Annotated in this window: 12 protein-coding genes; 6 read left to right on the forward strand and 6 right to left on the reverse strand. The window is 72.6% G+C overall.

Going from position 1 to position 12,316, the window contains the following annotated elements:
* The first annotated feature begins 269 nt into the window (after window positions 1–269).
* The 3 genes from AB0953_RS22375 (at window position 270) to AB0953_RS22385 (ending at window position 2,670) form a co-directional block, all read left to right on the forward strand.
* Complete coding sequence (locus tag AB0953_RS22375) at window positions 270–761, forward strand: hypothetical protein (protein WP_366861288.1); 492 nt, start codon at window positions 270–272, stop codon at window positions 759–761.
* 155 nt (window positions 762–916) lie between these two features.
* On the forward strand, window positions 917–1,873 hold the full coding sequence (locus tag AB0953_RS22380) for an aldo/keto reductase (RefSeq protein ID WP_366861289.1): 957 nt from the start codon (window positions 917–919) through the stop codon (window positions 1,871–1,873).
* Window positions 1,840–2,670, forward strand: a complete 831-nt coding sequence (locus tag AB0953_RS22385; protein ID WP_366861290.1) for a DUF2625 family protein — start codon at window positions 1,840–1,842, stop codon at window positions 2,668–2,670. The genes AB0953_RS22380 and AB0953_RS22385 overlap by 34 nt, the downstream gene beginning before the upstream one ends.
* A gap of 108 nt (window positions 2,671–2,778) precedes the next feature.
* Here the strand turns inward: AB0953_RS22385 and AB0953_RS22390 are convergent, their stop codons facing one another.
* Together AB0953_RS22390 and AB0953_RS22395 are read right to left on the reverse strand one after the other, a co-directional pair.
* Complete coding sequence (locus AB0953_RS22390) at window positions 2,779–4,164, reverse strand: DUF11 domain-containing protein (protein WP_366861291.1); 1,386 nt, start codon at window positions 4,162–4,164, stop codon at window positions 2,779–2,781.
* 421 nt (window positions 4,165–4,585) lie between these two features.
* On the reverse strand, window positions 4,586–5,377 hold the full coding sequence (locus tag AB0953_RS22395) for a DUF4190 domain-containing protein (protein ID WP_366861292.1): 792 nt from the start codon (window positions 5,375–5,377) through the stop codon (window positions 4,586–4,588).
* A 133-nt stretch (window positions 5,378–5,510) separates the two neighbouring features.
* On the opposite strand from AB0953_RS22395, the gene AB0953_RS22400 reads away from it, so the two are divergent.
* Window positions 5,511–6,065, forward strand: coding sequence for a GNAT family N-acetyltransferase (locus AB0953_RS22400; RefSeq protein ID WP_366861293.1), 555 nt, complete (start codon window positions 5,511–5,513; stop codon window positions 6,063–6,065).
* 9 nt (window positions 6,066–6,074) lie between these two features.
* Here the strand turns inward: AB0953_RS22400 and AB0953_RS22405 are convergent, their stop codons facing one another.
* A complete protein-coding gene (locus AB0953_RS22405; protein WP_366861294.1) occupies window positions 6,075–7,529 on the reverse strand; it encodes an amino acid permease in 1,455 nt (484 codons plus the stop codon).
* Between the two features lie 140 nt (window positions 7,530–7,669).
* Between AB0953_RS22405 and puuE the strand changes: the two genes are divergently transcribed.
* Window positions 7,670–8,578 carry an allantoinase PuuE gene (gene puuE / locus AB0953_RS22410; RefSeq protein WP_366861295.1) on the forward strand — a complete coding sequence of 303 codons (909 nt, stop codon included), beginning with the start codon at window positions 7,670–7,672 and terminating at the stop codon, window positions 8,576–8,578.
* A gap of 154 nt (window positions 8,579–8,732) precedes the next feature.
* The gene (locus AB0953_RS22415; protein WP_366861296.1) at window positions 8,733–9,518 is read left to right on the forward strand and encodes a hypothetical protein; all 786 of its coding nucleotides are present in this window, start codon (window positions 8,733–8,735) and stop codon (window positions 9,516–9,518) included.
* Window positions 9,519–9,546: 28 nt separating this feature from the next.
* Here the strand turns inward: AB0953_RS22415 and AB0953_RS22420 are convergent, their stop codons facing one another.
* The 3 genes from AB0953_RS22420 to AB0953_RS22430 all read right to left on the reverse strand — a co-directional run bounded on the left by AB0953_RS22420 (window position 9,547) and on the right by AB0953_RS22430 (window position 12,305).
* Window positions 9,547–10,482 carry an aminoglycoside phosphotransferase family protein gene (locus AB0953_RS22420; protein WP_366861298.1) on the reverse strand — a complete coding sequence of 312 codons (936 nt, stop codon included), beginning with the start codon at window positions 10,480–10,482 and terminating at the stop codon, window positions 9,547–9,549.
* A 23-nt stretch (window positions 10,483–10,505) separates the two neighbouring features.
* Window positions 10,506–10,739, reverse strand: a complete 234-nt coding sequence (locus AB0953_RS22425) for a hypothetical protein (RefSeq protein WP_366861299.1) — start codon at window positions 10,737–10,739, stop codon at window positions 10,506–10,508.
* 87 nt (window positions 10,740–10,826) lie between these two features.
* Window positions 10,827–12,305 (reverse strand): DUF6056 family protein, encoded by a 1,479-nt coding sequence (locus tag AB0953_RS22430; RefSeq protein ID WP_366861300.1) that lies wholly within the window; start codon window positions 12,303–12,305, stop codon window positions 10,827–10,829.
* Window positions 12,306–12,316: the final 11 nt, after the last annotated feature.

Consider the following 12,316-nt stretch of genomic DNA (forward strand, 5'->3'; position numbering starts at 1 on the left):
GAGGCCCCGGCTTTCGCAGCCGGGGCCTCGGCCGCGAAGGCGCGACGGGCTCGGGGGCGCGCGTTCCCCCCACCTGGCCCCGAGGCCACGGCGAGTCGCGTTCGGCAGGGACGCAGGAGGCAGGGACGCAGGAGGCGGGGACGGCCGAAGGCCGCCGAGGCCCCGGGGCGCACCGGCTGCGCCCGGCGTGATTGGATCTTCGGATTCCGCCTCCCCCCGTCCGGAGGGGAGGCGGCCATGTGAAGTCCAGGAACGGGGAGCGGGAAGACATGCGCAGGATGGTTACCGGGGTGGCGCTGGTCGTTGCGGCAGCGGTGCTGACCGGCTGTGGAAGTGACGGCGGGAAGAAGGCGGACGGCGGGACGGACGGGGCGGGCGCCAAGGCGTCGGCAGCGCAGACCCCGTCGCCGTCGGCCACCGCCACGGCCACCGGCAAGGCCCCGGCGGGCAAGGGGGCCGGCGAGGGCGCGACCCACGAGGTGACGCTGGAGGTCTCCGGCCAGGGCAGGACGCAGATCATGTACAACGCCGACACGAGCGGCTTCGAGCAGCAGACCCTGCCCTGGACGAAGACGGAGACCGTCCGCCTCACCGGCGCGGAGCAGAAGGTGGGTCACCTGGTGACCGTCATCCCCGGCTCGATCCAAGGCGCCGACGGGATGCTCCAGCAGGCCCCGTGCGTCATCAAGGTCGACGGCAAGCAGGTCGCCGACAACAACGGCGGCAAGAACCCGAAGGGCTGCTCGTACCAGCTCAAGTAGGCCGGCCGCGCCGGACCGGCCGCGTCCGCCTCTGGTGGTTGTCACCATCTGCCCCGGAGGGCCGGGGTCACGAATCCCTCGTCCGGGTCGGCCGCGGAGGCCGGGCCGTCGCGCGGACGGGGCGGAGCGGTACGGCGAACCCGTAGAGTCGGCGCGTGACGGAGCGAGCGAACACGAGGACGAGCCGACCCCTGTACGGGTGCATGGGCCTGGGCGGCACCTGGGGGCCCGAGCCCTACGGTGCCGCGGAGATCGCCGCTGCGGAGGCTGCGGTCACGGCGGCCCTGGAGATCGGGATCACCGCCTTCGACCACGCGGACATCTACCGCCACGGGAAGTCGGAGGCGGTCTTCGGCGAGCTCCTCGCGCGCGACCACGGGCTGCGCGCGAGGATCACGCTGCAGACGAAGTGCGGGATCCGCCCGGCGGACGGCACGCACCCCGGCATGTACGACCTGCGCGGGAAGTCCGTGCTGCGCCGGGTCGAGGAAAGCCTGCTCCGGCTGCGCACCGACGTGATCGACGTCCTGCTGCTGCACCGGCCCGACCCGCTCGCGGATCCCGACGACATCGCGGAGGCCCTGCACTCCCTGCACGCCCAGGGCCTGGTGCGCCGCTTCGGCGTGTCCAACATGGGGGCGGCGCAGATCGCCGCCCTCCAGTCCCGGCTGGGGCTGCCGCTCGTGGCCAACCAGCTGGAGATGAGCCTGCACCAGCGCGACTGGGTGGAGGCCGGGGTCCTGCTGAACACCCCCGAAGGGGCTGCCAACGGCTTCCCCCACGGCACGCTGGAGCACTGCGCGGACCAGGGCATCCAGGTGCAGGCCTGGGGCGCCCTGGCCCAGGGGCGGTTCACGGGACGGCCCACGAGCCCCCAGGACCGCGCGGCCGCCGAGCTGGTCGCGGACCTCGCCGAACGCAAGCAGGTGGCCCCGGAGACGGTGCTGCTGTGGTGGCTCCAGCGGCACCCGGCCCGGATCGCGCCGGTGATCGGCACGTCCGACCCGGGGCGCATCCGGGCCTGCCGTGACGCGGTCGGCCGGGCCCCCGAGCTGGAGCACGAGGAGTGGTACGCCCTGTGGCTGGCCGCTCGGGGCAAGCCGCTGCCCTAGAGGTCGTCTCGAGGGGCGGATGGACGTCCGGGTGCCCCGGCGAACTGCGCCTCCGGGCGTGGTGCGACGATGCGGAGCTGCGCGACCACGGTGAACTGATCGACGTCGACGACCCTGCATGGCCGCTCCTTCTTCAGGAGCTGTCCGGCACCGACGTACCGGTTGAGGTGCTGCTCGGCGATCCCGTGGCGGGTCGGGCCTCCCTGCTGCAATTGCAGGTGTCCGCCCGGTCGAACTTGGGCGGCATCGTGCTGAACTGCGGCGGCCTGCTCGTCGACGGCGGATGGCTTCGGATCTTCGCAAGCCCGAGCGACCCGGGGCTGCCCGGCCTGGCCGAGGTCAACGCGATGCCCTCGGCATTCGATCCCTCCTGGCGCCCTGATGGTGGTCTCGTGGTTGCGCACGACGTGCTGGGCGGGGTCTTCGTCCTCAACGGGGGTGACCCCCGTGAGGCCGGTCGGCCCGGCGAGCCGGGCGAGATCCTGTACTTCGCCCCTGACGCGCTCCGCTGGGAGGCCTTGGGCGCCGGCCATTCGGCGTGGCTGTCCTGGATCCTTTCCGGAGGACTCCAGGAGTTCTACGAAGGCCTGCGGTGGGACGGCTGGCGCAGTGAGGTCTCCGTGCTGAACGGCCGGCAGGGACTGTCGTTCTTCCCGCCGTTGTGGTCGGCCGAGGCCCGCCGGGATCTGTCGGCGACCGGACGGCGCACGGTGCCCGTGGCGGAACTCCTTGCGCTGAGCCGCGATGCGTGCCTTCAGCTCGACGGCGTTGACCCGGGCTTCCTCGGAGTCGTATGAAGCGGCTCAGGTCCAGCCGCCTGTCCCGGCCGCGAACATGATCGCCGCCGGTTCGGCCGGGCGAAGGGCTGCCGTCCCTCCGCCCGGCCGGGCCGGTCATCGGTCGGGCTAGCGCTTGACCGCCGGCACGATCTCGGTGTGCGCGGTGTCCTTGTCGTTGTCCTTGTTCGGGTCCGCGTCGTCCCCGAACACCGTGGCGGTGTTCCTGACCTTGGTCGGCTGGGAGACGTCCGCGGCGGTACCGGTCACCTCGATCTCCACCTCCTCGCCCACCGCCAGCGGACCGCCCGTGCAGGACAGGGTGCCGTCGGTGATCTCGCAGCCCTCCGTCTGCGTCGTGGGCGAGACGATCTTCGCCGGGAGGTCGTCGGTCAGGGACCAGCCGGAGGAATCACCGCTCGCCCCCTCCCTCCCCTTGTCCTTGTCCTTGTCCTGGCCCTTGTCGGCGGCCTTGCCATCGGCCTTGGCCTTGGCCTTGCCCTTGTCCTGCTCTTCGGCCTTGCCCTGGCCCTTCTCGGCGTCCCCTTCGTTCCTCACGGTGATGTGGTAGGTGACCGCGTCGCCCGCCGTGACCCGCTCGGGGCTGTCCTTCCGTACCGACAGGTCGGCGGACGAGTCGAGGAAGCAGGAGGTGGCGTCGAGGTTCATCACCGGGGCCGTGGTCTGCGTCGACAGCACGGTGAAGTCGGGGTGCGAGCCGGTCGCGTTGTGCACACGCACCCGGATGAGCTCTCCGGAGTTGCGGAAGAAGCCGAGGTCTCCGTTGCCGTAGACGAAGACGCCGCCGAAGTCCTCGCCTCCCGGGAGGACACCCGGGAAGAAGTCCGCGTTCCCGGTCGCTACGTCGATCCGCACGAGGGCGCCGTCGTCGGTCGAGCCCCACAGGAATCCGTCGCGGAACGCGATGTCGAAGACGTCGAGTTCCGGGTCGGCCAGCCCCGGGACGTTGATGACACCGGTGACCGAGCGGGTGGTGACGTCGATCCGGTAGATGTTCTCCGAGTTGTCGGCCAGGACGTAGTAGTTGCCCTCGTCGTCGAACGTTCCCGAGATGTAGACGGCGGGCGGCAGGCCCTCGATGGGACCGAGCTCGGTGAAGTCCCCGTTGCCGTCGAAGCGGACCAGCTCGTTGGTGGCGGTGCCGAACGTGGTCCCGTAGAGGAAGCGGTCCTGGGGGTTCACCCCGATGGCGTTGAAGAGGAACGGTGTGGGGTCGCCGAGGGGCGTGAACCGGACCGTGCCGGGCCCGCGGTCGGCGGTGTAGAGCTGGTCCGGGTCTCCGAACGAGACGTAGACCCGGCCGTCGCAGGCTACGGGAGTCCCCCCGGGTTTCGGCTGCGCGACCGCGGCCGCCGGGATCGGCAGCGGGCCGGCACCGGCCGCCGACGCCGGCAGCCCGGAAGCGAGCCCGGCGACGATGCCGATCGCGCCCAGCGTGGCCAGCGTGCGCAGCCGCCGCTTTCCGTGGTTCGGCCTGTAGGTTCCTCGACTCACGAACATGCACCTTTCACTGCTGAGCGCAGGGGCGCCCCGCCGGGGTGGCCCCTTTACCTGCCGGATGCGACCGACACAGACCAGCACAAAAGGAGACGGATCGGATGTCGCGGCTCGGCCTTCGGAAGCGGAGTTCGCCCCAATGCACCACCGGGATGATCTTGTGATGGGGATGCGTCCGTCCGAATGGTCAGCCCCAGAGGCCCGGGGGGTGATGCGGACCGTCGTGATCGCCGACGGTGCGGAGCTCGGTGACGTCCGGGTGCTTCGTCGCGGAGTCGGAGAAGGCGATCCGGGCGCGGTGCGGACCGCTCGGCGCGGGCATCGGGCAACGGCCGGGCGCTGGGCGGTGATCGCCGCTGGCCGGCCCGGGGGCCACTCGTGGAAAGCGGCCCTGCGCCCGGCCCTTGCCGCCCGTGGTTCAGGAGCCGGCGGCGCGCAGCGAACCGGTGGTGGGGCCGCTGGTGTTGCCGATGAAGCAGGTGATCTCCCGGTCGCCGCGGATCCAGGTGGTGGACTGCGGGTAGTAGTAGAACACCTCCAGCGTCTCGGGGAGCTTGGCGCTCTTGCCGACGTAGTCGGTGAGTTCGTTGCCGGCGCACTTCTGCTCGGCGAGCGAGACGACCTTGTCCTTGCCCGGGTAGGCACCGTCGTCGAGGCGGAAGACGGCGTACGCCTCGCCCTCGTGGGGCTGGGTGCAGGGCACGATCTTCACCGAGGAGCCGCCCTGGCCGCCGTCCTTGTCGTCGTTGTACTGCGCCAGCTTGCCGCCCGTGTCGAAGCAGTCCCCCGTGCGGATGTCCTCCAGGCTCACCGAACCCGGGGTGGTGACCCGGCCGCTGGTGTCGCGCCGGGGCGCCGTGTCGTCGTCCAGGGCTCCGGAGAACCCGAGCGCCAGCATGATCGCGTAGAACGCGATGGTGGCGCTGTGGATGACGATGGCCGCGATGGCGAAGCCCTTGCCCTTCTCGCCGCGGCTGCGGATCTGGGAGAGGGCGATGATGCCGAGGATCACCGGGACCGTCGGCAGTGCGCAGAGGATGGACATGCAGAACGCCACCACGGCCAGGGCGTTCATCTTCTGCGGCGCCATCGGGGGCGGCGGGTACCAGCCCTGCGGGCCGCCGTACGGCCCGGGCTGCTGCCCCGGCTGCCCGTACGGGCCCGGCGGCGGGTACGGCCCGGAGTACGGCGGCTGCGGCGGTATGGACATGGGTGTGGCGCTCCTTGCACAGAGGGTGGGGCAAGCAACCTACAGCCAGGGGCGCGGGGGTGACGACGCCGGGCCGGGGCGGCCCCGTAGGGTCTGGCCGTACCGCGGTGGGAGCGGGCGGAGGGGGGACGGCATGGGCGACCTGGATCACGGGGACGGTGCGGCGGGCGCGGACGCACTGCGGATCGGGACCATCGAGACGCCGGGGCTGAGCCTCGTGCCGCTCGTCGTCGAGCACGCGGACGAGATGGCGGTGGTGCTCGGCGACCCGGCTCTCCACGTCTTCACCGGCGGCGCCCCGCACTCCCCGCAGGCCCTGCGGGCGCGCTACGAACGGCTGGTGGCGGGCTCCCCCGATCCCGCCGTGAAGTGGTGGAACTGGGTCATCCGGCTCCGCGGGGACGCGCGCCTGGCCGGCACGGTGCAGGCGACGCTCACGCCCGCAGGGCAAGGGTGGGCGGCCGAGGTCGCCTGGGTGGTCGGCACTCCGTGGCAGGGGCGCGGGATCGCCGGAGAGGCGGCGCGAGGACTCGTCGCGTGGCTCCGGGCGCACGGCGTGCGGGCGGTCCGCGCCCACATCCATCCGGGCCACCACGCCTCCGCGGCCGTGGCCGCGGGCGCGGGCCTGGCTCCCACCGGTCAGGTGCACGAGGGCGAGGTCAGGTGGGAGCTTCCGGCAGCACGGTGAACCTCCGGCCTACACCCGCGGGGCCCCGCCCGCCGTGGTGTCCGGCCCGGACCCCGGCGCGGCCAGCTTGGAGTGCCGGTAGGAGTAGCCGAAGTAGATGACCAGGCCGATCAGGAACCAGACGACGAACCGGATCCACGTCTCCACGCGCAGGTACGTGATGAGCCAGATCGAGGCGATGACGCCGACGGCGGGGGTGAACGGCATCAGCGGCGTGCGGAAGGTGCGGGGCAGCTCGGGACGCCGGTAGCGCAGCACGATGACCGAGGTGCACACGACGGCGAAGGCGAGCAGGATCCCGATGTTGGTGAGCTCCGCCGCCTCGCCGATCGGCACGAAGCCCGCGATGGCCGCCGAGGCCGCGCCGACGATCCAGGTGACGCGGGTGGGGACGTGCCGGGTCCGGTGGGTCTTGGCGAACCAGTGCGGCAGCAGTCCGTCACGGCTCATGGAGAACCACACGCGGGTCACGCCGAGCATGAAGGTGAACATCACCGTGAGGATGCCGATGATCGCCCCGACCGCGATGATGTCGGCGATCACGGGCAGCCCGACCGCCTTGAAGGCGGAGGAGAACCCGCTCTCGGGGTCGATCTCCGTGTAGTTCTGCATGCCCGTCAGGACCAGGCAGGCGAGCACGTACAGCACCATGGCGATGGCGAGGGAGTACACGATCGCCCGGGGCATGTGCTTCTGGGCGTCCTTGGACTCCTCCGCCGCCGTGCTCATCGCGTCGTAGCCGAAGACCGCGAAGAAGACCGTGGCCGCGCCGGTGAAGGCGCCGCCCAGCCCGTACGGGAAGAAGGGCGTGTAGTTGTCGGTGTTGATGTGGAAGAAGCCGACGACGATGACCAGCAGGACGACCAGCACCTTGAGGACGACGACGACCGTCTCGAAGCGGGCCGCGCTCTTGATGCCCAGGTTGAGCAGGTAGGCCGTGAACAGGCAGAGCACGGCCGCGATCAGGTCGAAGCGGTGCCCCTCGCCGGTGCCCGGTGCGCCGAGCATCCAGGTGGGCAGGGAGGCGCCCGTCTCGGCCAGGAGGAAGTTGAAGTACCCCGAGATGCCGATGGCGACCACCGCGACGATGGCCGTGTACTCCAGCAGCAGGTCCCACCCGATGAACCAGCCCGCCAGCTCGCCGAGGACCGCGTACCCGTACGTGTAGGCCGAGCCGGCCTTCGGGATCAGGCCGGCGAACTCCGCGTAGGAGAACGCCGCGGCAGCGCTGGCCACACCGGCGATGAGGAAGGACACGAGCACGGCCGGCCCCGCGACGCCGTTGGCGACGGTCCCGGCGAGCGTGAAGATGCCGGCGCCGATGATGCCGCCGACGCCGATGGCGGTGAGCTGCCAGAGGCCGAGGGTGCGGGTGAGCTGCTCGCTGGGTGCGCCTTCGGGCTCCTCGATGTGCTCGATCGGTTTACGACGGAGTGCGCCCTGCTCTGACCACAGTGTGGCCATGCTCCGTTCCTTTCCGTCGGTGGGTGACGAGCGCACATCATCGCGGACGGACCGCCGTGGCGGAACTAGGCGCTCCGGCGGTCGCGGCCGCGCTGCGTCGCTCGCACGGCCCGCCCTGCTCCTTCGGTAGGGTGCCGCCCGTGTCCGATCATCCGCGCGACTTCGTCGGTTACGGCGCCGAGCCGCCGCACGCCGCCTGGCCCGGCGGCGCCCGGGTCGCCGTGAGCCTCGTCCTCAACTACGAGGAGGGCGGCGAGCGCAGCGTCCTGGAGGGCGATCCCGCGTCGGAGGGCTACCTCCACGAGCTCGTCGGGGCGCCGCCGGTGGTGGGCGGGCGCGAGCTGAACGTCGAGTCGATGTTCGCCTACGGTGCGCGCGCCGGCTTCTGGCGCATCCACCGCACGCTCGCGGCACGCGGCGCACCGCTCACCGTCCACGCGGTGGGCCAGGCGCTCGAGCGCAATCCGGCCGCGGCACGCGCGATGGGCGCCGCCGGCTGGGAGGTGGCGGGCCACGGGTGGCGCTGGATCGACTACCGCCACGTGCCGGAGGAGGTCGAGCGGGCCGACGTCGCGCGCACGGTCGCCACGATCGACCGGCTCGTCGGGCGCAGGCCCGTCGGCTGGTACACCGGCCGGACGAGCCCTGCCACGCGGCGCCTCGTCGCCGAGGAGGGCGGGTTCCTCTACGACTCCGACGACTACTCGGACGACCTGCCGTTCTACGTGGAGGCAGCCGGCCGGCCGCACCTCGTGCTGCCCTACAGCCTCGACGCGAACGACTTCAAGTTCCTGATCGTCCACGGCTTCACGACCGCCGACGACATGCTGGCGTACCTCGTCGACACGTTCGACGCGCTCCACGCCGAGGGCGCCGACCGGCCGCGCATGATGAGCGTCGGCCTGCACTGCCGGATCACCGGCCGGCCGGGCCGCATCCGCGCGCTCGACGGCTTCCTGGAGCACGTGGCGCAGCGCGGCGGGGCGTGGCTCGCCACCCGCGAACAGATCGCCCGCCACTGGCTCGCCACCCACCCGCCACGGCGCTGAACCGGCCCGGGGCGGCGCAGCTCGGCGGAGGGTGACGCCGGGTCAGCAGAAGGACCTATCGGGATCGCCTCGCCTGGCAGTGGCCGGCCGCCTCGACCTGATGGTCGTTGAATCGTGACCGAACGGAGTTTCGATCGCCCCTACGATGGCGGGCATGATCGTCGCTTCTGTGGACACCGCCTCGCCGGAATACGCCTTCGGCCAGGTGGTCGGGGTTCTGGCCGTCGCCCTCATCGCCATCGTGGTGGTCTGGCGGCAGACCCGTGACTGGCGCTCGCCGTACACCCCGCCGGGCGGCGATCCCGCCGACACCCTGCGGGAGGCGAGGAAGCGGCACCTGATCATCGTGGGCGCGAGCGTGCTGATCGCCGTGTCCGCGTGCGTGAAGGCCGCCCTGTCCGTCTCCCACGACACCGCGCCCCTCGCCTCGGGAACGCAGGCTCCCGCGTCCGCCTGGAGCGGTGCCGAAGAGAACGAGCCCCACACCGGCGCTCCGCCGAACGGCTTCCAGGACTTCCAACGGCTGACGGGCGAAGCCGCCGAGCGCGCCGAGACCGAGATGCTGGGGGGCCGCCAACTGCCCGAGGGACTGAGGACCGCCTCCTACGACCGCGACGGGGACGGCTCCGTCGACCTCTTCGTCGCCATCCGCAGCGCCCAGTGGGACCCGTCGATACGCCGGGACAAGGCGAACGAGCCGATCCCGCAGGAGTTGGGCAGCGCCTTCGCCGGCGCTCGGGCGCACGACGTGGCCGGCTTCGACGCGGGGCAGCACGGCGGCGGTCTGAGCTGCGGCCTCGCCGCGGGTCCCGAGGGCGACCGGGCCGTGTGCGCCTGGAGCGACGCCACCACCTTCGCCATGGTGCGGCTGGTGCGGGAGACCGACCTCGCCGCTGCCGCCCGAACCACCCTCGCCCTGCGCAACGCGGCCACGCGCTGACCGCGCGTCTGCCTCGGCAGGCGCACGGTCAGGTGCGCGCCAGCAGCGCCCGGGCGATGGCCGTCTGGACGGGGGGCGTGCGGGCGGCGCCGTCCTCGACGGCCCACAGGGTGTTCTGCAGGACGCGGGCGAGGGTCCAGCCGGCGGCGCGGCGGCGGTCGAGGGCGAGGACTTCGGTCATCAGGTCGAAGCGTCGGCGTACCGATCGGGCGACGTCTCCCGAGGCCTCCACGTCGTCCCAGCGGTTCTGGAGTGCGGGCAGGAGCTCGAAGCCGGGGTCCCCGGCGAGGGGTTTGGGGTCGATGGCCAGCCAGGGGTCCCGCCCGTCGGCCTCGAGGGGGGCCAGTACGTTGTCGTAGTGCAGGTCCCAGTGCAGCAGGCGATCGCCCGGCTCCTCGAGCAGGTCCCGCAGGGCCGCCGCGCACGTGGCCACCGTGCGGCGGTCTGCGGGGTCCACCAGGCGCGTCATCGCCCCGGGCACCGCGTCGAGCATGGCCGCGGCGACGTCCCCCAGGCGGCGCACTCCCTCCGGGGCCGGGAGCGCGACCAGGCGGGCCAGCACCTCGGAGAGGATCTGCACGGCCGTCACCTCGTCCTCGACGCCGGCCGGCGAGCGGCCTGCGTCGAGGCGTTCCAGCAGCATGGCGCCCGTGCCGGGGTCGGTTTCCAGGAGCCTGACCGCGCCGTGCCCCGCCCACGTACGCAGGGCCAGGGGTTCGTGCCTCGTCTCCTCGTCCACCGGCTGGAGCTTCAGGACGGCCGGGGTGCCGTCGGCGCGGGTCACGGGGAGGACGAGCGCGATCGCTCCGTGCGTGGGCTCCCCGTCGGGCCGCAGCTGCCAGCGGGCAGTGCAGGCGGCGGCCAGGGCGGGGAGCCCTGCGATCCACGCGGCGCCTGACGCCCCGAAGAAGGAGCGGTGGGACGCGGCGAGGGCCGCGGGTATGCGGATGCGGGGAGCGGTCACGGCAGCATGCTGCCAGCGGGACGCTATGGGGACCAGGTGAATTTGCCGCCCCCGACCCAGCGGACCTCGTCGAGGTCGTCCAGGTCGTGGATCGGGATGCCGAGCTCCGCGGCGATCAGCAGCACATCCGTCATCGAGGTCGCCCTGCCGACGAATTCGCCGTCGAGCTCCACGATGCGGAAGGGCGGATTGCCGGGCTGTACGCCCAGGACGGTGATCCGTGCCGGGGAGATGTGGGGTGCTGAGCCTTCGGTCATGGGGAAACGGTTGCACGTCGCGCCCGCCGAGGAGGACGGCGACACGGTCGGTCGCCGCCGCTCCCTCCCGGGCGCAGCCGCAGGGCCTCAGCGCCGGTGGATCCGGGGGATCCCGTACCACTTCGCCACGCAGGCGGCGACCCAGTCGCGTTCGTAGTCGGCCGTGAAGAACGGTTCGGCCAGGCCTCCGATGCGCAGGGGGGTGTAGCCGATGTCGGTGGCGCCTCGGGCGGCTTCCCTGCGGATGCGGGCGTCCTGGGCGTCCCAGGCCGCGGCGTGGGCGACCGTCGCCGTCGTGAGGTGCTGGACGTTGGGGACGAGTGCGGCCGCCGAGGCCACCGCCGCGCCGCCCGCCGCCAGGGTCACGGCGGCCAGGGCCCCGCGGCGGTCCGCCAGCCGTCGGCGGGCCCATCCTCCGAGGAGGGCGCCGTAGCCGCAGAGGGCCAGTTCCAACGGGACGAGGTAGCTCGTCCAGGCACGGGCGTACGTCCAGCCGGCCGGGCCGTAGCCGCTGCGCAGGCCCAGCACGACCACGAAGGAGCCCAGCACCACCACCGGCACGGGCAGGAGGAGCAGCGGGATCCGCAGTCGCCCGGGGGGCGGCGGCCCGAGCGCGGTGCCGAGGCCCAGCAGGAGGCCGACTGCGGCCGCGCCGAGGTAGGCCCACTGCCCGCTGACGGTCTCCCACATGTGCAGCCAGTCCCCAACGGCCCCCCTGAGCCCGTGCGCGGAGAGCAGCGCCTCCCCCGCCGGCTCGTGGGCGCGCCGACGGCGGGCACCGGGGGACGTGTAGAGCACCAGCAGGCCGCAGAGGAGGCCGGAGCACCAGAGCAGGCACCAGGTGAACGCCCGCCGGTGCCGCAGCGCCAACAGGGCCGCCTCCGCTGCCAGCAGGCCGCTGACGAGTGCGAACGGCTCGCTCAGCATGCCGATCGCGAAGGCGGTCAGGAAGGCCCCGGCGAAGCCGGCCGCGCGGACGGCGGGGCTGCGCTGGCGGACGGTGAAGACGGCCAGCACGAGCGCCCAGGCTCCGACGACGCTCGGGAGGGTGTGGGAGATCGTGGCGGGCGCCCAGAGGAGGACCTGGTAGGTGCGCGTGCCCGCGAAGTACAGCAGGGCCTGCAGGAGCAGGGAGCAGCTCAGCAGCAGGAGCAGGACGGGGGCGCCGCCCAGGGCACGGGTGAACTCCCGGGCCAGCAGGACCAGGGCAGCGGTGAAGGCGGCGACGATCAGGGCGGGGAGGAGCTTGGCGGCGGTCAGGCCGCCGGCGTAGACGACACCGCTCAGGAAGGCGTTGGTGACCCTGCCGTTCTGGGTCGAGTAGAAGTCGGACGTGATGCCGAGGACCCCGAGGTCGCGGGACTTCCAGGCGGCGCACCAGTCGTCGGACGTGGGGCGTACGTAGAGGCCGAGGAAGCAGCCGACCGCGAGCAGGGCTCCCGCGGCCGACACCAGGACGGCGCAGGTTCCGGGCAGGAGCAGTCGCCGCAGAACGGGGGCACGGGTCCTGCCCGTTGGCGAGGGGTGCGTGCGGACCTCGTCGCGCGCTGTCGGAGCAGTGCTCATTCACCACCCCT

The sequence above is a fragment of the Streptomyces sp. NPDC046866 genome (assembly GCF_040704625.1).
In the GTDB taxonomy this organism is placed as follows: domain Bacteria; phylum Actinomycetota; class Actinomycetes; order Streptomycetales; family Streptomycetaceae; genus Streptomyces.